The organism is Curtobacterium sp. AC268, from assembly GCF_979258745.1.
In genome coordinates this window covers 936,109-955,166 of record NZ_OZ409878.1, presented here as the reverse complement: position 1 = coordinate 955,166, position 19,058 = coordinate 936,109, and the positions used below count along the sequence as shown (strand labels likewise).

General features: G+C 71.3%; 20 protein-coding genes and 1 tRNA gene. 13 read left to right on the top strand and 8 right to left on the bottom strand.

The annotated features are described in order from the left end of the window. Window positions 1-162 precede the first annotated feature (162 nt). Entirely contained in the window at window positions 163-411 is a 249-nt protein-coding gene (locus ACZZ9K_RS04465) for a WhiB family transcriptional regulator (protein WP_017888820.1), read from the bottom strand. Window positions 412-672: 261 nt separating this feature from the next. Between ACZZ9K_RS04465 and ACZZ9K_RS04460 the strand changes: the two genes are divergently transcribed. Continuing rightward, window positions 673-1,104 carry a hypothetical protein gene (locus tag ACZZ9K_RS04460; RefSeq protein WP_138803715.1) on the top strand — a complete coding sequence of 144 codons (432 nt, stop codon included), beginning with the start codon at window positions 673-675 and terminating at the stop codon, window positions 1,102-1,104. 79 nt (window positions 1,105-1,183) lie between these two features. Here the strand turns inward: ACZZ9K_RS04460 and bcp are convergent, their stop codons facing one another. After that, window positions 1,184-1,654 (bottom strand): thioredoxin-dependent thiol peroxidase, encoded by a 471-nt coding sequence (bcp, locus tag ACZZ9K_RS04455; protein WP_111029495.1) that lies wholly within the window; start codon window positions 1,652-1,654, stop codon window positions 1,184-1,186. A gap of 95 nt (window positions 1,655-1,749) precedes the next feature. Here bcp and ACZZ9K_RS04450 point away from each other — a divergent pair. Next, a tRNA-Lys gene (locus tag ACZZ9K_RS04450) sits at window positions 1,750-1,822 on the top strand. 105 nt (window positions 1,823-1,927) lie between these two features. Here ACZZ9K_RS04450 and ACZZ9K_RS04445 read toward each other — a convergent pair. Then, window positions 1,928-2,578: a YigZ family protein gene (locus ACZZ9K_RS04445; RefSeq protein WP_463443413.1), complete on the bottom strand. Its 651-nt coding sequence runs from the start codon at window positions 2,576-2,578 to the stop codon at window positions 1,928-1,930. 101 nt (window positions 2,579-2,679) lie between these two features. Between ACZZ9K_RS04445 and ACZZ9K_RS04440 the strand changes: the two genes are divergently transcribed. The 7 genes from ACZZ9K_RS04440 to ACZZ9K_RS04410 all read left to right on the top strand — a co-directional run bounded on the left by ACZZ9K_RS04440 (window position 2,680) and on the right by ACZZ9K_RS04410 (window position 7,700). After that, window positions 2,680-3,120, top strand: coding sequence for a hypothetical protein (locus ACZZ9K_RS04440; protein WP_051596928.1), 441 nt, complete (start codon window positions 2,680-2,682; stop codon window positions 3,118-3,120). After that, window positions 3,117-3,578, top strand: coding sequence for an ImmA/IrrE family metallo-endopeptidase (locus ACZZ9K_RS04435; protein WP_027466515.1), 462 nt, complete (start codon window positions 3,117-3,119; stop codon window positions 3,576-3,578). Before ACZZ9K_RS04440 ends, ACZZ9K_RS04435 begins: the two co-directional genes overlap by 4 nt. After that, a complete protein-coding gene (locus ACZZ9K_RS04430) occupies window positions 3,575-4,501 on the top strand; it encodes a hypothetical protein (RefSeq protein ID WP_463443412.1) in 927 nt (308 codons plus the stop codon). Before ACZZ9K_RS04435 ends, ACZZ9K_RS04430 begins: the two co-directional genes overlap by 4 nt. Window positions 4,502-4,662: 161 nt before the next feature. Beyond that, window positions 4,663-4,875: an SCO4848 family membrane protein gene (locus tag ACZZ9K_RS04425; RefSeq protein ID WP_027466517.1), complete on the top strand. Its 213-nt coding sequence runs from the start codon at window positions 4,663-4,665 to the stop codon at window positions 4,873-4,875. A 48-nt stretch (window positions 4,876-4,923) separates the two neighbouring features. Continuing rightward, window positions 4,924-5,601 (top strand): response regulator transcription factor, encoded by a 678-nt coding sequence (locus tag ACZZ9K_RS04420; protein WP_110865386.1) that lies wholly within the window; start codon window positions 4,924-4,926, stop codon window positions 5,599-5,601. Next, window positions 5,594-6,994, top strand: a complete 1,401-nt coding sequence (locus ACZZ9K_RS04415; RefSeq protein ID WP_463443411.1) for a sensor histidine kinase — start codon at window positions 5,594-5,596, stop codon at window positions 6,992-6,994. Before ACZZ9K_RS04420 ends, ACZZ9K_RS04415 begins: the two co-directional genes overlap by 8 nt. Window positions 6,995-7,043: 49 nt before the next feature. Beyond that, on the top strand, window positions 7,044-7,700 hold the full coding sequence (locus ACZZ9K_RS04410) for a PepSY domain-containing protein (RefSeq protein WP_463443410.1): 657 nt from the start codon (window positions 7,044-7,046) through the stop codon (window positions 7,698-7,700). Window positions 7,701-7,779: 79 nt separating this feature from the next. Here ACZZ9K_RS04410 and ACZZ9K_RS04405 read toward each other — a convergent pair whose 3' ends face one another. Then, on the bottom strand, window positions 7,780-8,079 hold the full coding sequence (locus tag ACZZ9K_RS04405; RefSeq protein WP_138803709.1) for a hypothetical protein: 300 nt from the start codon (window positions 8,077-8,079) through the stop codon (window positions 7,780-7,782). 76 nt (window positions 8,080-8,155) lie between these two features. After that, window positions 8,156-9,688: an amino acid permease gene (locus ACZZ9K_RS04400; RefSeq protein WP_463443409.1), complete on the bottom strand. Its 1,533-nt coding sequence runs from the start codon at window positions 9,686-9,688 to the stop codon at window positions 8,156-8,158. 138 nt (window positions 9,689-9,826) lie between these two features. Between ACZZ9K_RS04400 and ACZZ9K_RS04395 the strand changes: the two genes are divergently transcribed. Further along, entirely contained in the window at window positions 9,827-10,990 is a 1,164-nt protein-coding gene (locus tag ACZZ9K_RS04395) for a mechanosensitive ion channel family protein (protein WP_463443408.1), read from the top strand. A gap of 124 nt (window positions 10,991-11,114) precedes the next feature. Here the strand turns inward: ACZZ9K_RS04395 and ACZZ9K_RS04390 are convergent, their stop codons facing one another. After that, window positions 11,115-11,303, bottom strand: a complete 189-nt coding sequence (locus ACZZ9K_RS04390) for a hypothetical protein (RefSeq protein WP_027466522.1) — start codon at window positions 11,301-11,303, stop codon at window positions 11,115-11,117. Window positions 11,304-11,396: 93 nt separating this feature from the next. On the opposite strand from ACZZ9K_RS04390, the gene ACZZ9K_RS04385 reads away from it, so the two are divergent. After that, complete coding sequence (locus ACZZ9K_RS04385; RefSeq protein ID WP_111056266.1) at window positions 11,397-12,548, top strand: SLC13 family permease; 1,152 nt, start codon at window positions 11,397-11,399, stop codon at window positions 12,546-12,548. 45 nt (window positions 12,549-12,593) lie between these two features. On the opposite strand, the gene ACZZ9K_RS04380 is transcribed toward ACZZ9K_RS04385, so the two are convergent. Continuing rightward, window positions 12,594-13,565 (bottom strand): magnesium transporter CorA family protein, encoded by a 972-nt coding sequence (locus ACZZ9K_RS04380; RefSeq protein ID WP_138803707.1) that lies wholly within the window; start codon window positions 13,563-13,565, stop codon window positions 12,594-12,596. 99 nt (window positions 13,566-13,664) lie between these two features. Then, window positions 13,665-16,418 carry a hypothetical protein gene (locus ACZZ9K_RS04375; RefSeq protein ID WP_463443407.1) on the bottom strand — a complete coding sequence of 918 codons (2,754 nt, stop codon included), beginning with the start codon at window positions 16,416-16,418 and terminating at the stop codon, window positions 13,665-13,667. A gap of 235 nt (window positions 16,419-16,653) precedes the next feature. On the opposite strand from ACZZ9K_RS04375, the gene otsA reads away from it, so the two are divergent. Together otsA and otsB are read left to right on the top strand one after the other, a co-directional pair. Continuing rightward, complete coding sequence (otsA, locus tag ACZZ9K_RS04370; RefSeq protein ID WP_071246399.1) at window positions 16,654-18,246, top strand: alpha,alpha-trehalose-phosphate synthase (UDP-forming); 1,593 nt, start codon at window positions 16,654-16,656, stop codon at window positions 18,244-18,246. Next, complete coding sequence (otsB, locus tag ACZZ9K_RS04365) at window positions 18,239-19,021, top strand: trehalose-phosphatase (RefSeq protein WP_027466527.1); 783 nt, start codon at window positions 18,239-18,241, stop codon at window positions 19,019-19,021. The genes otsA and otsB overlap by 8 nt, the downstream gene beginning before the upstream one ends. Window positions 19,022-19,058 lie beyond the last annotated feature (37 nt).

Genomic DNA, 19,058 nt, shown 5'->3' with positions numbered 1-19,058 from the left:
CCGGCGGTTCGAGTTCGCAAAACACCGGTGTTCGCCGGTCGAACACCCGCATTCCGGTGTTCGATGCGTGAACACCGGTGTTTTGCAGAACCCGCCCGCGCGCACGACGACGCCCGCCGCCCCCGAGGGGACGACGGGCGTCGTGGTGTCAGACGACCGGGGTCAGGACGCGCGGCGAGCGCGGGCGGCGCGGCGCTTCAGCGCACGACGCTCGTCCTCGCTGAGACCACCCCAGACACCCGAGTCCTGGTTGTTCTCGAGTGCGTACTGCAGGCACATCTCGGTGACCGTGCAACGCGCACAGACCGACTTGGCCTTCTCGATCTGGTCGACGGCGGGCCCGGTGTTCCCGACGGGGAAGAAGAGCTCGGGGTCTGCGGTGAGGCAGGCAGCCTTGTCACGCCAGTCCATGTGTGGTGCTCCTTGATGTCGATGCTCGAACGGCAGGCCGGGGCCGTGGTTCGGGGGATCGGAACGCTGACCATGCATGCGGCATGGAGGGGACAACTGTGGGGAGGAGTCCGCAGGAAGCGTGTCTGACGCCCGCGAGACGCTCGGGGGAGGAGCGATGAACCACGGGAGACGCACACCACATCGTGCCGTCCAAACGACCTCCAATATCGTTCCATACTGGTAGGGCCAAATCAAGGGTTCCGATGCTGGAGGATCACTGTGCACGACGACACCCCGAACGACACCGATCCCTCCGCACCCGTCGCGCGCCGGTCGCCGGCGATGCTGGGGTTGCTCGCCGTGGTCGGCCTCGAGTTCCTCGCGCTGGTGGTGGTGACGGTCGTCCTGGTGGTCGAACTGCTCGTCGCCCCGGCCACGAGCATCGCCTCCGGCATCGCCCTCACGATCCTCGTCGCCATCGCCGCGCTCTGGCTCGGTGCGCTGCTGAACGGCCTGTGGCAGGGCCGGGCATGGGTGCGCTCCGGGATCATCGTCTGGCAGGTGCTGCAGGGCGCCATCGCCATCGGGGCGTTCCAGGGCGTCTTCCGGGTCGCCGCGGTCGGCTGGTTGCTGCTCGTCCCGGCCCTGCTCGGCATCACGCTGGTGCTGTCGCGGTCGGTGACGGCCGCGCTCGCGCGTCCGGCCGAGTAGACGGTCTGGTCCGCCACACGCTGGAGGCCCGGTGCCGGTTCTCGGAACCGGCACCGGGCCTCCGGTGCGTGGCCGGTCCTCAGACCAGGCCGAGCTTCTTCCGCAGGCTCGCGACGTGACCGGTCGCCTTGACGTTGTAGAGCGGCAGCTGCACGGCGCCGTCCTCGTCGACCACGATCGTGGACCGGATCGTGCCGGTGACGATCTTGCCGTAGTTGTTCTTCTCGCCCCAGGCCGCGTAGGCCTTGTGCACGGCGAGGTCGGGGTCGCTCAGCAGCGGGAAGGTCAGCGCCTGCTCGTGCTGGAACGTCTTGAGCTTCGCCTGCTCGTCCTTCGAGACGCCGAGGACCTCGTAGCCGGCGGCCTGCAGCGACGACATGTTGTCGCGGAAGTCGCAGGCCTCGGTGGTGCAGCCCGGGGTGGACGCCGCCGGGTAGAAGTACACGATGACCTTCTTGCCGCGGAGGGCAGCGAGCGAGTGCTCCACACCGTCCTGGTCGGGCAGCGTGAAGTCGGGGGCGGTGTCGCCGGGGACGAGACGGTCGGTCATGGTGCTCCTGTTCGCGTCGTGCGCCCACGAGTGGTCGTGGGCGCGCGAAACCCATGCTATTGTTGATTCCCGTTGCGGCACGGAAGCCGGAACATGCACCTCTAGCTCAATTGGCAGAGCAACTGACTCTTAATCAGTGGGTTCTCGGTTCAAGTCCGAGGGGGTGCACCGCAGGACGAACGCCCCGGCTCATCGAGTCGGGGCGTTCGTGCGTTCCGGGCAGGTTTCCACGCCGAAGCGGAGACACGCCCGAGGTGTGCAGGAACCGCGGATTCAGTCGGCGGGGACGTCGACGATCCGCTCCTCGCCGACGACGGGTTCGAGCGAACCGGCCGACGCGGCGGCGAGGTCGGCGGTCAGGGCGCCGAGCGCCTCGTGGGGGACCCACACCTCGAAGGTCGCCGCCTGCCCGTACTCGGTCGGGCCGAGCGTCGCGTGGTGGTGCCGGACCCAGTCGCGCAGCACGTTGTCGAGCCGCCCGGCGTCGGCGTGGTCGACGTCGAAGCGCACCTGCGTCAGGGCCTCGCGGCGGACGAGGACCGCCGTGTCGAGCGTCTCGGACACCGAGGTCGAGTAGGCCCGGACCAGTCCGCCGGCACCGAGCTTCACCCCGCCGAAGTACCGCGTGACGACCGCGACGACGTCCGTCAGACCGCGGCGTCGCAGGACCTCGAGCATCGGGACGCCCGCGGTGCCGGAGGGTTCCCCGTCGTCCGATGAACGGGCCTGGTCCCCGAGCACGCCGGTGACCATCGCCGTGCAGTTGTGCCGGGCGTCCCAGTACCGCCGGCGGACCTCGGCGATCACGCGGTCGGCGTCCTCGACGCCGGAGACCGGCGCGACGGTGGTGATGAAGCGTGACTTCGTGATCACGATCTCGTGCTCGACCGGTGCCGCGACGGTGGCGGGGAAGCGGCGGGGCATGCCCACGAGGGTAGCGGCGCGCGTGCCGGGCGCCCGCGCTAGCATGGCGTCCACGCGCCGGACCCACACCTCGCGCGGACACGGCTGGGGAGGAGTCCGACATGGACACGGGTGATCTGAAGGGCGGGGCGCTCGACGCCGCCGAGCTCGCGCGCCGCCTCAACCTGCTCCTCGACTTCGAGGAGTCCCAGCGCGGCGCCCCGGTGCCGTTCTCCTCGATCGAGGAGTACGTCGCGGCCCACGGTGGGTCGCTGTCCCGGGCGAAGTGGACCTACATGCTCTCCGGCGACGGCCGCCGCAACCGCGACACCGAGCTCCTGCGCCTGCTGGCCGGGTACTTCGAGGTCGACGAACGCTTCCTGCTCGAGGACAGCGAGGTGCCGGAACGGATCGGTGCCCAGCTCGCCCTCGTCCGGTCCCTGCGGTCCGCCCGCGTGAGCGGCTTCGCGGCCCGGACCTTCCCCGGTGAACTCTCACCCGACGCGCTGCGGCGCATCGCCGAGGTGCTCGAGGAGGAATCGCAGCGGGGGAGCGTCGCATGACCGATGCCCTCGTCGAGGCGTTCTGGGCTCGTGGTGCCGCCGAGGGGTGGTCGGACGTCGACCAGGCCGTCGCCGCCGCCGCAGACGTCGTCGGCAAGCCGATCGTCGTGCGTGAGGAGTCGTTCCTGGCCGCCGAGCCCGTGTGCGGCTTCGTGGCCACGCTCGAGCACGCGCACCTCGTGATGATCTCGCCGACGGCCTCGCCGACGTTCCGGTCGTTCGTCATCGGCCACGAGCTCGGGCACGTCCTGCACCGGCACCAGGAGCACGCCCCGCAGAGCGCGTACATCCGTGACGTCATCCCCGACCTGCCCGAGTACAAGGTCGAGCGTGCGCTGGCCCGTGGCATGTTCTCGAACACGTACGAGCACGAGGCCGAGGTCTTCGCCGACCGCCTGGCCACCGTGATCCGCCAGCACCGCGGCCGCCCGAGCGCCTTCCGAGGGGTCTTCGGGTGATCATCGCCGTCGTCCAGGCGGTGCTGCTCATCGTCGGGACGATCGTGCTGTTGGTCCTGCAACGTGGGCAGGACCGAACGCTGGCGTTCACGTTCCTGCTCTTCGCCGCCACCATCGTGACGAACGTCGACCCGCTGTACCGGTGGCTCGACCCGCTGCTCGGTGGGTACAACGTCGTGACCGTCATCAGCGACTGCCTCATGGTGGCCGGCACGAGCACGCTGCTGTGGGGCGTGGCGAAGGCGGTCGGCGCGGCGCGACCCTGGCTCCGGAACGCGGTCGTGGTGTCCTTCGCCGTGGTCGTCGTGGTGGTCGTCGTCGCGTTCACCGTGCTCGACAAGCCCGAGACCACGACGACCTTCATGCTCGACGCCGGCTCCCACCCGGCGGCCACCGTCTACTCGATCGCGCAGACCGTCTACCTCGGCGTCGCGCTCGGCGCGACGGGGTTCATCTGCGTGCTCCGGCTCCGCGAAGCCCGGACGACCACCGACCTGGTGGGCCTGTGGGTCCTCGTCCTCGGTGGGGTGCTCGGGGTCGTCCGCATGGTCGTGGTCGTCGTGATGGACGTCGCCCACGTCGCCGGTGACCTGGACGTCACGCACGCGCTCTCGCTGCCGTACGACGTCACCACGCCGGGAGCCGTGCTGTGCGTGGCGTCCGGCATGCTGCTGCTCGTCGTCGGCCACCGGATCTCCCGCCGACGCCGGGCCCGCCGCGTGGACGAAGCGCTGCGCCGGCTGGCGCCGCTGCACGGACGGGTCGGGGTGGACAACGCCTACCCGCCGACCGAGGACCCCGCGACCCGGCTCAGCCGCCGCATCGTCGAGATCAACGACGGCGTCCGGGGTGCGCGGGCGTCACTGTCCGACGCCGAGCGTGCCGCCCTCGCCGACGCCGAGGCGGCCCTCGAGACGGCGTAGTCCCTCGACGCTGCCGGACAGGCCGTGTACAGTCTGTAGCAGGTGCTACAGATCCTGTGGCCTGCCGGGTCGGGACTCGGCCGCGTTGGGGGCGGCCGAGCACCACCCGCCCGGCATCGCCGGACCAGCACCACCCGCCCGGTGGTCAGTAGGATCGTCCCGTGCTCGTCTTCGCCGCAGTCGTCCTGTTCATCGGCGCCGTCTTCAACGTCGTCACCTGGCCGCGCTTCTTCCAGCGCGTCGCGAAGGACTCCCGTGCCCGCGACGCCGCCGGCAAGCCGACGACGTTCTACACGGTGCACCTCGTGCTCCTGCTCATCGCGCTCGCGATCGCGGTCGCGTCCGTGATCGCAGGGATCCTGCTGCTGGTCTGAGCCGGCCGCTTCAGCCCTGCTTCAGCGGGGCACGGCAGGATCGACCCCATGCGTGTGCTGGTGGTCGACGACGAGGTCCGGCTCGCCGACGGGGTGCGCCGCGGCCTCGAGGCCGAGGGGTGGGCGGTCGACGTCGCGAACGACGGCGTGGACGGTCTGTGGCACGCGCGTGAGTTCCGCTACGACGCGATCGTGCTCGACCTGATGATGCCCGGCCTGAGCGGCTGGGCCGTGTGCGCGCAGCTCCGCGCCGACGGCGACTGGACCCCCGTGCTCATGCTGACCGCCAAGGACGGCGAGTGGGACCAGGTCGAGGCGCTCGACGCGGGGGCCGACGACTACGTCACCAAGCCGTTCTCGCACCCGGTGCTCGTCGCACGGCTCCGGGCGCTCGTCCGACGGGGTGCCCGCGAGCGCCCCACCGTGCTGACCCTCGGCGACCTGGTGGTCGACCCCGCGGCGCGCACCGTGGCCCGGGGCGAGACCCCCGTCGAGTTGACCAGCCGCGAGTTCGCCGTGCTCGAGTACCTCGCACGGCACCCGGGGCAGGTCCGGTCGAAGCGCGACGTCATCGAGAACGTCTGGGACGTCGACTTCGAGGGCGACCCGAACATCGTCGAGGTGTACGTCGGGCACCTCCGCCGGAAGCTCGACCGGCCGTTCGGGCGTGCCGCGATCGAGACGGTCCGTGGCGCCGGGTACCGCTTGGCGGCCGACGGTGGCTGAGCGGCCGGACAACCCCCGTGCGAGCGGGGCCGCACGAAGCAGGCCACGGCGCCCCCGGTCGGTCCGGGCTCGCACCACCCTCGGCGCCGGGGTCGTCGTCCTCGCGGCCCTGGTCATCGGCGCCGTCGCGTTCGTCGTCGTGCTGCGGCTCGTGCTGCTCGACGGTGTGCGCACCTCGGCCGAGGCCGGTCTCGAGCAGGTGTCCTCCCGGGTCGAGGCGGACGGTGCGGCCGCGGTGACGGGCTACGAGGACGTCCTGGTGCAGGTGATCGGCGACGGCGGGGCGGTCCTGGCGCACGGCGAGGACGCCGACGGCGGTGCCCTGCCCACCGCCGACGAGTCCCGGTGGACCCACGACGGCGAACGCTGGTTGCTCGTGGCGGACGACGTGGACCTGCCCGGCGGCGGTGAGGCGACGCTCGTCTACGGTGCCACGCTCGACCAGGCCGACACCGCGGTCCGCACCGCCGTCGTGCTCCTCGCCGTCGGGGTGCCCGTGCTGGTGCTCGTGCTCGTCGCGGTCACCTGGGCCGTCACCGGGCGCTCGCTGCGGCCCGTGGAGCGGATGCGCACCGAGGTGGAGACGATCCGAGCGGCCCGTCCCGACGCCCGGGTCGACGTGCCGGACACCGGCGACGAGGTCGCCCGGCTCGCGAGCACCATGAACGCGATGCTCGACCGTCTCGAACGGTCCGCCGAGAGCCAGCGGCGCTTCGTGTCCGACGCCTCCCACGAACTCCGGTCGCCGATCGCGTCGATCCGGCAGCACGCCGAGGTCGCCGTCGCGCACCCGGAGCGGACCGAGGCGGCCGACCTCGCCGACGTCGTCCGGTCCGAGGCGGTGCGCCTGCAGGACCTGGTCACCGGGCTGCTCGAGCTCTCCCGCCTCGACGAGGGCGGGATCCGCACGCGGCGCCCCGTCGACCTCGACGACCTGGCGTTGGACGCGGTGGCCCGCGCGCGAGCACGTTCGACGGCCGGTGACTCACCCGCGCGGGACGGCGACGCCCCGGCGGTCCGGGTGGACGGTTCGGCGATCTCGGCAGCGCGGGTCCTCGGCGACGAGCGCGTGCTGGCAGGGGTGGTCCGGAACCTCGTCGACAACGCCGTCCGGCACGCGAGCGCACGCGTCGCCGTGTCGCTCACCGAGCACGACGGGTCCGCGGTGCTCACGGTCGACGACGACGGCACCGGCGTCCCCGAGGACGAGCGCGAGCGCGTCTTCGAGCGGTTCGTCCGTCTCGACGAGGCCCGCAGCCGGGACGCCGGTGGAGCGGGGCTCGGCCTCGCCATCGTCCGTGACGCCGTGCGGGCGCACGGCGGCGACACGACCGTGGTCACGTCCCCGCTCGGCGGCGCGCGGTTCGTCGTCCGCATCGCACTCGGCGGCTGAACAGGTGGCTTCAGGGCTGCTTCAGCACCCCGACGCGATGCTCGTCCACATGAACTTCCGCACCCAGCACCAGAAGCCCTCCGCCCGCCGCATCGCCGCGTTCGCCGCCCTGCCGATCGTCGCGGCGCTCGCACTCACCGGTTGCGCCAGCGACGACTCCGACGACGACACCGGCTCGGCCGGCTCCGGCTCGGTCGGCTCGTCGGCGACGGACTCGTCGGGCTCCGGTTCGTCGTCGTCCGGTGCGTCCGGCGCCGCGTCCACCGGCTCGAACACGGCCCTGCTCGCAGCGGTCGCCACCGCACGCGGCGAGGTCGGCTCGGGCACCGTCATCTCGGTCGAGCAGGAGCAGGGTGCCTCCACCTACGAGGTCCTGGTCGTGACGAAGGACGGCACCGAGCACGAGGTGCACACGAACGCCGACGGCACCTCGGTCGCCGGCACCCCGCAGACCGAGGCCGCCGACGCGGACGACAAGGCCAAGCACGAGCGCTTCGTCGCCGCCGCCGACCTGAGCGTCAAGCAGGCCGTCGACGCCTTCCAGGACCTGCACGCGGGGACCGTGACCGAACTCGGACTCGACGACCACGTCGGCACGGTCGTCTGGGAGGGCGACGTGCTCGACTCCTCCGGCACGAAGCACAGCGTGCGCATCGACGCCGGCTCCGGTGACGTCGTCACCGATCGCGTCGACACCGACGACTGACCCGGGCACCCGGGCACCCGGGCACCCGGCGACCCGGGCAGCCGGGCACCCGGCACCCGGGAGGTCGGCACCGGCGTCCTCAGGACTCCAGCGGCGGGCCGAGCACCTTCCGGATCGCGAGCGCAGCGAGCTGCTCGTCCGGGGTGTCGAGCAGCACCCGGTAGGTGTCCTGCCCGGCGAGGAACTCGACGCAGACGGCGTCCTCGTCGCACGGCCCGAGGCGCCACCCCTGCACCGCGTCCATCGGCACCGTCGTCCGCGTCTCGCGCTGGTAGTCGGTCTCGGCCTCGAGACGATCCGCGAACACCCGGAGGCGTCCGTAGGCACCTCGCCAGCTGAGCTGCAGGTCGAGGGTGGGAGAAGGAGAGCGGTCCGGCACCCGCTGATGGTAGCGACGGGTGCCGGACCGCTCGTGTTCGGCGCTGGGGCCTTGCGTTCCGGGGACAAGCGGAGCGCTAGCTCCCGTCGTCGTCGCGTCGCACCGAGGCGGCGGGGTTGCGGACACCGATCGGGTAGGGACCCGTGACGCCCTCGCGCAGGGCGGCGATGCGCAGGATGCGGTCACGCTGCAGGAACCAGCCGACGACGAGCAGCGGGATGATGATGACGAGCGACGCGATCGTGTACGTGCCGACGGGGTAGTCGATCGCCATCAGGACGATGACCGAGGCGAGGAACGCCAGGGTGAGCCAGGCGGTGACCGGCGCCCCGGGGAGCTTGAACGAGGGTTCCTTCGCGAGCCCCTGCTTGGCCCACTGGCGCAGCCGCATCTGGCACAGGATGATCGTGCCCCACGCGGTGATGATGCCGAGGCTGGCGATGTTCAGCGCGATCTCGAACGCCTGGCTCGGCACGAAGTAGTTCAACACGACGCCCGCGACGGTGAACGCCGCGGTGAGCAGGATGCCGGCGTAGGGGACGCCGCCCTTCGACATCTTCGTGGTCCACTTCGGCGCCGAACCGTTCATCCCCATCGAGTGGAGCGCACGTCCGGTGGAGTACAGGCCGGCGTTCAGGGATGACAGAGCAGCGGTGAGCACGACGAAGTTCATGATGCCGCCGACGATCGCGCCGACGTGCGGGTTGCCGAGCGACGAGAAGAACGTCACGAAGGGGCTCTCGCCCTCCTTGTAGGCCGTGTACGGCAGCAGCAGGGAGAGCAGGACGATCGACCCGACGTAGAAGACCGCGATGCGGAAGACGACCGAGTTGATCGCGCGCGGGATGACCTTCTCGGCGTTCTGCGTCTCACCCGATGCCGTGCCGACGAGTTCGATCGCGGCGTAGGCGAAGACGACCCCCTGGATCACGATGACCGCGGGGAGCAGCCCGTTCGGGAACAGTCCGCCGTTGTCGCCCCAGATCGAGAAGCCGGTCCGGACGGCCTCGCCGCCGGCCTCGACCGGGAACGCGAAGACGAGCCAGATGATCGCGACGACGAGGAACGCCACGAGCGCGGCGACCTTGATCAGGGCGAACCAGAACTCGAGCTCGCCGAACACCTTCACGGCGACCATGTTCGCCGCGAGGACGACGATCAGGGCGATCAGCGCCAGCAGCCACTGCGGTGCGGCGGTGAAGGCCGACCAGTACTGCAGGTAGATCGCGACCGCGGTGGTGTCGACGATCGAGGTCATCGCCCAGTTCAGGAAGTACATCCAGCCCGCGGCGTACGCGAACTTCTCGCCGTAGAACTCACGGGCGTACGAGATGAACGACCCCGAGGACGGGCGGTGCAGCACCAGCTCGCCCAGGGCCCGCAGGATGAAGAAGGCGAAGATCCCGGCGACCAGGTAGGTCAGCGCGAGCGCGGGGCCCGCGGTGTGCAGGCGTCCACCGGCACCGAGGAAGAGGCCGGTGCCGATCGCGCCGCCGATCGCGATCATCTGCAGTTGCCGGGGCTTCAGACCGTGCTGGTAGCCCTCCTGCTCGTGCGAGAAGTCGTTCGCCGGCGCTCGGTTGCCACCCGTGTCGTTCTGCGCTGTCATGCGAGAGAACCTACATGCGCACCGGACCGGGCCGTCACGCAAACCCCGGTTCGGGCGAACCGCAGCTGCTGAACGTCCGCACAGCCGACGGCGGCCCGAACCTGAACGACGACCGTCGTCCGTTGCTTGCATGGAGGGATGGACATCCTCCTCCGACTCCTCGTCGCGATCGGGTTCGCCCTGCTCGTCACCGCCGTCGTCGCCCTCGTCCTGCACCTGGTCCTCCGGGCGATCGCGCGCCGGGAACGCTGGGCCGGCGTGCTCTCGCGACGGACGAAGCACCCGTTCCGCACCGTGCTGCTGGTGGTCCTGCTCTGGATCGCGTTCACGTCGAGCATCCCGCGGAACCCCGACGCCTACCCGTGGCGCGACGAGGTCGCGCACGCCTTCCTCATCGTCACGATCGCGACCGGGTGCTGGCTCGCGTGCCAGGTCGCGATCTTCCTCGAGGACCTCGGGCTGCACCGCTTCCGCATCGACGTGCCCGACAACCGGCAGGCGCGTCGCATCCGCACCCAGGTGCTCATCATCCGGCGGCTCACCGTCGCCGTGCTCGTCATCATCGCGGTCGGCGCGATCCTGCTGACCTTCGACGGGGTCGAGGCGGCCGGCGCGAGCGTGCTCGCCAGCGCCGGCCTCATCTCAGTGGTCGCGGGCCTCGCCGCGCAGTCCACGCTCGGCAACGTGTTCGCCGGCATGCAGCTGGCGTTCTCCGGGTCGATCCGGGTGGACGACGTCGTCGTGGTCGAGCAGCAGTGGGGCCGGATCGAGGAGATCACCCTGACCTACGTCGTGGTCCACCTGTGGGACGACCGTCGGTTCGTGCTGCCGTCGACGTACTTCACGAGCACGCCGTTCGAGAACTGGACGCGGACCGGCAGCGAACTGCTCGGCGCCGTGGAGTTCGACCTCGACTGGCGGGTGAGCCCGGCCGACATGCGCGCGGAGCTCGACCGGATCCTCGACACCTCGACGATCTGGGACCGCCGGGTCAAGGTGCTCCAGGTCACGGACGCCGTCGGGGGACTCGTCCGGGTCCGCATCCTCGTGACCGCACCCGACGCCGGTGGCCTGTTCGACCTCCGCTGCTACGTCCGCGAGGAGATGGTCGAGTGGATCCAACGCACCCACCCGGACGCCCTGCCGGTCCAGCGGGTACAGCTCACCGAGCCGAGCGCGACGGCGCCGCGGCGACGCGGACGCCCGGCAGAGGGGGATTCGCAGCTGTTCGGCGACGACGAGCGCGGTGCGCTCTTCACCGGACCGATCCAGACCTCCGGCATCCCGGAGTCCGAGCGCTGACCCGCTGACCGGATCGGCGTGCCCTGCACGGCCAGGACGACGAACGGGAGGCACGGTGCCAGCTGGCACCGTGCCTCCCGGTCTCGAGGTCGGTCGTGTCTGCGACCGCCTGCCGCGTCTGGTCCTACTGGCGCGCCTTGACCGCGCGGTCGTCCTCGACGACCGTGCCGATCGCCACGATCGTCGTGGCGAGCCACGCGACCCAGGTCAGCGCGAGCCGCCAGTCACGCGGTCCCTGGCGGGTGGTCTGCAGCACGCTGTAGCCGCTGATGAGCGAACTCCACACCGCACCGTTGAACATGAACTTGCGCACAGAGGCCTCCTGTCGTCGTGCTGACAACGCTACCGGCCCGTACATTGGAGCGCCGCCGGTCACCCTGCCGCGGTGTCCGACGGAGGAGTGTTCGTGCGTCAAGCGGTCATCGGAGCGGCCCTGCTCGTGGTCGGCGCGGTCTGCGTCGTGTTCGGGCTGCTGCCCCTCGACGACCTCGCCGTGCTCGCCGACCGGGTCCTGCCGGTCCTCGGGTTCGTGCTCGGACTGACCATCGTCGCCGAGCTGGCCGCGGACGCCGGGGTGTTCGACCGCCTCGCCGACGTCGCCGCCCGGGTCGGTGGCGGACGCACCATCGGGCTCTGGGGTGCGGTCGTCGTGCTCGCCGTGCTCTGCACCGTCTTCCTGTCGATCGACACCACCGCGGTGCTCCTCACCCCCATCGTCATCTCGCTCGCACGGCGTGTGGGCCTGCCCCCGATGCCGTTCGCCCTGACCACGGTCTGGCTTGCGAACACCGCCTCGCTGCTGCTGCCGGTGTCGAACCTGACGAACCTGCTCGCCGTCGACCGGATGGGGCTCGGCGGCCCGCTGCCGTTCGCCGGGCTGATGGCCTGGCCCGCGGTCGCCGGGGTGGTCGTGCCGTGCGTCGTCCTGCTCGTGGTGTTCCGGGGCAAGCTGTTCGGCCGCTACTCGCCGGTGTCCGTCCGCACGCCGAGCGACCCCGTGTTCTTCTGGGCCGCCTCCGCCGTGCTCGTCGCGCTCGTCGTCGCCCTGACGGCCGGGGTGACCGTGTGGATCGCTGCGGTCCTGGCCGCCGTGGTGCTCGTCGTGGTCGCGGCGTTCCGTTCCCCGTCCGAGCTCCGGGTGTCCCGCGTGCCGTGGTCGACCCTGCTGTTCGCCGCCGGGCTCTTCGTGGTGGTCGAGGCGCTGCACACGACGGGCATCACCGACCCGATCGTGCACGCGCTGCAGGGCGGCACCGGGACCGGCCCGCTGCTGCTGCTCGGCGGTGCGGGCGCAGTCGCGGCGAACGGCATCGACAACCTGCCGGCGTACCTGGTGCTCGAACCGGCCGCCGGGCACGAGGCAGTGCGGTACGCGGCGCTGCTCATCGGCGTGAACGCCGGCTGTCTCATCACGCCGTGGGCGTCGCTCGCGACGCTCCTGTGGCACGCACGGCTGTCGGCCGAGGGCGTGCACCTGTCGTGGGGCCGGTACATGGCGCTCGGGTGCGTCGTCGCGCCGCTCACCGTCGTCGCCGGGGTCCTGGCACTCGCGCTCTGACGTCGGCGGGGCCTCGGACCGTTCGGGTGCCGGAGCCGTCCGTGGTCAGAGCCAGTCGCGGGTCTTGAAGACGCGGTAGAGCACGAGCGACGACGCGGTGATGATCGCGAGCGACGCCCAGAGCCCGCTCCAGGCACCCTCGCCCGGGAACTCGACGTTCTGCCCGAAGAAACTCGTCACCCCCGTCGGGATCGCGATGATCGCCGCCCAGCTCGTGACCTTCTTCATGACGGTGTTCTGCCGGTTCGACGCCAGGTTCAGGGTCGTGTCGAGCACGCTCGACACCGTGTCGCGGAGCTGTTCGACCGAGTCGGCGATCGAGACCAGGTGGTCCTCGACGTCGCGGAAGTACGGCCGGATGCCGTTCGAGATCGTCTCCGCGTCACCGTGCAGCAACGAGGCGACGCTGTCCCGCGTCGGGACGACCAGCCGCCGGAGCACCCCGAGGGTCTTGCGGAGCCGGAACGACCGCCGCTGGATCTGCTGCTCGCGGGGGTCGCCCGGCTCGAACAGGTCGTCCTCGAGCGCGTCGATCTGCCGCTCCAGGTCCTCGACGGTGTCGGTGGCCCGATCGACGACGGCGTCGAGCAGCGCCCAGACGAGCCAGGGCACGCCGTGTTCGGCGATGTCGGAGTTCGCGGTGAGCCGGTGTTCCATCGGGGTGGTGTCGACGTCGGACCCGTGGATCGTGACGAGCGCTCGTTCGGTGACGAAGGCCTTGACCTCGTGCGTGATCAGGTCGCCCTCGTCGTCCGTGCCGCCCACGTCGTAGACGACCAGGAACAGACTGTCCCGGTACCGGTCGAGCTTCGGCCGCTGTCCGTGCTCGACGGCGTCCTCGACCGCGAGCGCGTGGATGCCGAGCTCCTCCTCGATCTGCTCGAGGTCGGCCGACGTCGGGTCGGTGTAGTCGATCCAGACGAAGGTGTCCGGATCGGCGACGAGGTCGGAGATCCGGTCGACGGGGAAGTCCCGCTCGACCGTGTCGCCCTTGCACCACGCCCGTGTCCTGACCATGCTCGTCAGCCTACTGAGACGGCCGACCCGGGAGATCCCGGGTCGGCCGTCGTGGTGCTGCGGAGCCGCTGAGCCGGCTCCTGCTCAGCCGGCTCCTGCTCAGTAGGCGGAGACGAGCTTGCCGTCCTCCACCTTCAGGTACTGGTTCACATCGAACGAGTCCTCGCCGCGCTTCTTGTCGCCGAGGTACGAGGTGTAGCTGTACGAGACGCTCCCGTCCTTCGTGCTCGTCACCATCACGGTGCCGGCGCGGGACGCCTCGACCTCCAGCTCGGGCATCGACGTGACGTCGTACTGCACGCCGCCGTCGGCGTCGTAGGGCCCGTACCAGGGGCAACCGCTCAGGGCCCGGAGCTCGGTCTTCTCGGCGCAGTCGTCGATCAGATCGGTCACGTACTGCTCGGCGTCCTGCTCGAGTGCCTTGGTCGCCTTCGGTGCGAAGTCGACGTAGCCGGACGTGGCCGCGCCCACGGAGACCTTCTCGGTGCCGCCGGTGAAGTACTTCGTCCCGCCGACCGAGACCTGGTAGGTGCCGGGGTAGGCGAGGGACGTGAACTTGCCCTCGCTGATCTTCCCGATCTCCTTGCCGCCGACGGTCACGGGTGCACCCTCGAGCACGTCGGAGGCCGTCAGGGTGACCTGCTGGGCGAGCGGCTGCGTGACACGCCACTCGTCCTTCACCAGGAACGAGGTGCCCGTGCGCCGCAACGACACCTGGCCGGAGCGGTTCTTGCCGTCCTGCGTGTAGCTCAGGGTGGCGATCGCGGTGTCACCGGTCCGGGCGACCCGGCCGACGCGGATGTTCGACGGGCGGTCCTTCGCGCTCCCGAGCACCTTCGAGTCGAGCATCGCGGCGTCGTCGGGGACCTCGCTCAGGTCGGCGGCGGTGTCGGCGTCACCGCTGGCGATGGCCTGCACGTAGGACTTGACGGTCGGGGCCGGACCCCACACGTTGGCGCGGAGGACGCTCGTCGTGACCGCGCCGGCGATGACGACGACGATCACGGCGCCGCCGGCGATGAGCGAACGGACCAGGATCTTCTTGGACCGCGGGGACATCGGTGCCGGAGCTGGGGCACCACCGCCGATGAACGGCTGCGACCCGTAGGCGGGTTGTGCGCCGTACGGGGGCTGCGTGCCGTAGGGCGGCTGCGACCCGTACGACGGCTGCGCACCGGAGATCGACTGCACGCCGTCCGCGGGCTCCTGGCCGGGCCCGGCCGGCGGGTACGGTGCCTGCTGGCCGGCGGCCGGGGGAGTGTTCCACGCGGCGGCGGCCGGAGCGTCGGCGGCGACCGGCGCGCTCGGCGCGGCGGGAGCACCGGGAGCGGCCGGGTCGACCGAAGCGGTGGGCGCCACGGGGGCACCCGGACCGGCGACGGGCCCGGCCGGGAACGCCTGCGGCACGACGGGGCGGGGGTCCGCACCGACCAGACGCGACGTCCGGAGCACCACGGCACCACCGAGGCGGGGCAGGAGCACCGGAGCGAGGTACCGGGCGACGACCTCGATCGCGCCGCCCCACAGAGCGAAGACGATCGGCGTCCACGGCGCGACGCCGATCGACCCCGATGCGTCCACGGAGTTCGTGCTGCTCACCTGGTACGAGGCGACGCCGGTGCCGAGGACGAAGAAGAGCAGACCGAGTGCGAACCACACCAGCGGCGTGACGACCCAGTCGAGGGTGGTGCGGATCCGGTCGTTGCGGCGGACGGCGAGTGCGAGCCCGGCCACGACCGAGGTGACGACGACGAACAGCACGACCAACCAGGTCCAGCCGCCGGCCCCGCCGAACACCGAGGCGGTGTCGCTGGCGGACCCGAAGCCGGAGGTCCCCACACCACCGAAGAACCCGAGCGCGGTCAGCCCGACCGCGACGTTGCCGAGCAGCAGCGGCAACGCGGAGCCGAAGGACGGCTGGGCGATGACGGCGACGACGAGGACGACGAGTGCGACCAGCACGACGAGGACCGTGAGCTGCGACGCGGCGACACGCAGTGTGCCGAGCAGCCGGGCGGCGAAGACGTTGCCACCAGCGAGGACGGAGGGCCGGGCGAGGAGCGCGGCCAGGGCACCGATGACGAACGCGCCGAGGATGCTCCCGACACCGACGGCGTGCACCGGCTCGATGACCGCGCCGGACACCGACGGGAACCGGATCGCGAACAGGGCGGCCGCGACGTTCGTGAGCACGGTGGTCACGAGGCCGGAGACCACCGCGGTGACGAGCACCTGCGTGCGACCGAGGCCACGCGTGCGGATCCGGCGGGTGAGCACGACGGCCACGACGACCTGCGCGGCGAGCACCAGCGCGGGCACCACGGCGAGCGAGCCCGAACCGGAACCGAGGAACCCGATGGACCCGGACAGGTGCAGACGGCCGAGGTCGGCGAGGGCCACGAGCTGCGCCGGCGCACCGAGCAGGACGCTCACGCCGGAGAGCAGTGACTCCACGTCGGGGGCCGAGCCCGCGCCGAGGTCGGTGCCGGACCCGGTGGACGGAGCTGCCGAACCGCTGCCGCCGGATGCGAGCAGGCCCACGGTGATGAGCAGTGAGAGTCCCGCGACGACGTACGCCGCGACCCAACCGCCGACGGCGGCGAGCACGGCCGCCAGCCAGTCGCGACCGGACACGGAGCGCAGGAAGCGGCCGAACGCATCGGACGGCTGTGCGGCGGGGGCGGGCTGACCCGACCACTGCTGCGGGCCTCCAGGCTGCTGCTGCCAGGCGGGCTGGCCGTTCCCGGCGGGCTGGCCGGGAGCGTACTGGCCGGGACCGGGCTGGCCGGAACCGGACTGGCCGGGACCAGGCTGCGACGGCGGGACGGGCTGGTTGGGCGGGTTCTCGCTCACGACTGGGGGTCCTCTCCGACCGGGAGGCCGGCGCCGCACTCCAGCACCCGTGTCCCCCCGACACGTGCCTGCAGCGTAGCGGAACCGCCGATCCGCCGTGAATACGCTGTCCCCACGCTGGTAACTTCGGCATCGCGCCCGGCGCACCACGCCGGCCGTCGCACCCGTCGCACCCGACGCACGACGCACCGACGCACCCGGCCCCGGCCGGGCGGAACGGAGATCACACCACCCCATGCCTGCAGACCGCACCGAACAGACCCGCTACTCGTTCGTCGTCGCCTCCAACCGACTCCCGGTGGACCGCGTCGTCGACCAGGACGGCAACGAGGGCTGGCGGCACTCGCCGGGCGGCCTCGTCACCGCCCTCGAACCCGTGATGCGCGCGAACGACGGCGCCTGGGTCGGCTGGGTGGGGCAGGCCGAGGTCGAGGTCGCGCCGTTCGACAACGAGGGCATCCACATCGTCCCCGTCCCGCTCTCCGACGACGACGTCGAGGAGTACTACGAGGGCTTCAGCAACGACACGCTCTGGCCGCTGTACCACGACGTCATCGAGCACCCGAGCTACCACCGCGACTGGTGGAACGCGTACAAGCGGGTGAACGAGCGCTTCGCCACGCAGATCGCCGAGATCGTCGAGCAGGACGGCATCGTCTGGGTGCAGGACTACCAGCTGCAGCTCGTGCCGGCCCTGCTCCGTGCGAAGCGTCCCGACCTGACCATCGGCTTCTTCAACCACATCCCGTTCCCGCCGGTCGGCATCTACGCGCAGCTGCCGTGGCGTGCGCAGATCCTCGACGGGCTGCTCGGCGCCGACGTCATCGGCTTCCAGCGCCACGACGACGCCAGCGACTTCCTGCGTGCGGTGCGGCACATCAAGGGCTACACGACCAAGGGCACCACGATCGACGTCCCGGTGGACGACCCGGCAGCCCCGCGCAGCCGCAAGGGCATCACGGTCCGCCACGTCGAGGCCCGGCACTTCCCGATCTCCATCGACGCCGAGAGCTTCGAGGCGATCGCCCGGAAGCCCGAGGTGCAGGAGCGTGCACGCGAGATCCGCGAGAGCCTGGGCAACCCGAAGACGGTGCTGCTCGGTGTCGACCGGCTCGACTACACCAAGGGCATCCGCCACCGCATCAAGGCCTTCGGCGAGCTGGTGGAGGACGGCCGCATCGCGGTCGAGGACGCCACCCTCATCCAGGTCGCGAGCCCGAGTCGCGAGCGTGTCGACTCGTACGCGGCACTCCGCGACGAGATCGAGCTGAGCGTCGGCCGCATCAACGGCGACCTCGGCGTCATCGGCCACCAGCCGATCTCGTACCTGCACCACGGCTACCCGCGCGAGGAGATGGTGGCGCTGTACCTGGCCGCCGACATCATGCTCGTCACCGCACTGCGCGACGGCATGAACCTCGTCGCGAAGGAGTACGTCGCCGCCCGCTTCGACAACGACGGGGTGCTCATCCTGTCCGAGTTCGCGGGTGCCGCCGACGAGCTCAAGCAGGCCGTGATCGTGAACCCGCACGACATCGGGGCGCTCAAGGACTCGATCGAGCGTGCCATCCAGATGCCGCGTCGCGAGCGGTCGACGCGCATGCGCGCGCTCCGCAAGCGCGTCCGCGACAACGACGTGGCGCGCTGGTCGCGCTCGTTCCTCGAGGCGCTCGACCGGCACGCGCCGCGGAACGCCCAGATCGACCCGTCCGCCGCCGACCCGCGCGAGCAGCACCGTGAGGCGCAGACCGACAACATGTCGATCTTCGACCAGGACGCCCAGTCCGCCAGGGCTGCCGAGGACACCCGGGAGGCACGTGATGACTGAGACCACCACCGACCAGACCGCCATCGACGCGGCCCTCGAGACGCTCGCGGCTGCGCCGCGACTGATCGTCGCCCTCGACTTCGACGGCACGCTGGCCCCCTTCGCCGACGACCCCTCGCAGGTCGGGGCGCTGCCCGGCTCGTGGGCCGCGGTCCTGACCCTGCACCGCGCGAAGGACACCGAGGTGGTGCTCGTGTCCGGGCGTCCGCTCGGCAGCCTGGCCGCGGTGACCCATGCACCCGAGGACATGGCGCTCGTCGGCTCGCACGGCGTCGAGTGGCGCGTGGACGGCCACGACGAGGCCGCGCTGTCGGATGACGAGGTCGGTCGTGTGGCACGGATCGGCGCTGCGCTCGACGCGGTCGGCGAACGGTTCCCGGGCGTCGTCATCGAGCACAAGCCCGCGGGGCACGGGGTGCACACGCGCCGAGTGTCCGCCGAGGTCGCTGCCGAGGCGAACGCGGCGGCGAGCCGTGCGGCGCACGAGGCCGACCCCGAGGTGCTCGAGCGCGGTGGCAAGGACATCGTCGAGTTCGCGGTGCGCCACGTCACGAAGGGCGACGCGATCGCCCGGCTCCGCGAGTTGCACGGCGCCGACGCGGTGTTCTTCGCCGGCGACGACGTCACCGACGAGGACGCCTTCCGCGTGCTCGGCGACGGCGACGTCGGGGTGAAGGTCGGGCCGGGCCAGACCCGGGCCGGGTACCGCATCGCCGACCCCGCGGCTCTGACCGGGGTCCTGAAGCAGCTGGCGAGGCTCCGCGCCACCCGCTGATCACGGTCCCGGAGCATGAGAATGCACGGGGGTGCAC

Coding starts and splice junctions, on each gene's coding strand:
- ACZZ9K_RS04440 (WP_051596928.1), top strand. CDS start 2,680: ATGGACACGGGTGATCTGAAGGGCGGGGCGCTCGACGCCGCCGAGCTC.
- otsB (WP_027466527.1), top strand. CDS start 18,239: ATGACTGAGACCACCACCGACCAGACCGCCATCGACGCGGCCCTCGAG.
- bcp (WP_111029495.1), bottom strand. CDS start 1,654: ATGACCGACCGTCTCGTCCCCGGCGACACCGCCCCCGACTTCACGCTG.
- ACZZ9K_RS04445 (WP_463443413.1), bottom strand. CDS start 2,578: ATGCCCCGCCGCTTCCCCGCCACCGTCGCGGCACCGGTCGAGCACGAG.
- ACZZ9K_RS04380 (WP_138803707.1), bottom strand. CDS start 13,565: ATGGTCAGGACACGGGCGTGGTGCAAGGGCGACACGGTCGAGCGGGAC.
- otsA (WP_071246399.1), top strand. CDS start 16,654: ATGCCTGCAGACCGCACCGAACAGACCCGCTACTCGTTCGTCGTCGCC.
- ACZZ9K_RS04395 (WP_463443408.1), top strand. CDS start 9,827: ATGGACATCCTCCTCCGACTCCTCGTCGCGATCGGGTTCGCCCTGCTC.
- ACZZ9K_RS04465 (WP_017888820.1), bottom strand. CDS start 411: ATGGACTGGCGTGACAAGGCTGCCTGCCTCACCGCAGACCCCGAGCTC.
- ACZZ9K_RS04400 (WP_463443409.1), bottom strand. CDS start 9,688: ATGACAGCGCAGAACGACACGGGTGGCAACCGAGCGCCGGCGAACGAC.
- ACZZ9K_RS04410 (WP_463443410.1), top strand. CDS start 7,044: ATGAACTTCCGCACCCAGCACCAGAAGCCCTCCGCCCGCCGCATCGCC.
- ACZZ9K_RS04435 (WP_027466515.1), top strand. CDS start 3,117: ATGACCGATGCCCTCGTCGAGGCGTTCTGGGCTCGTGGTGCCGCCGAG.
- ACZZ9K_RS04420 (WP_110865386.1), top strand. CDS start 4,924: ATGCGTGTGCTGGTGGTCGACGACGAGGTCCGGCTCGCCGACGGGGTG.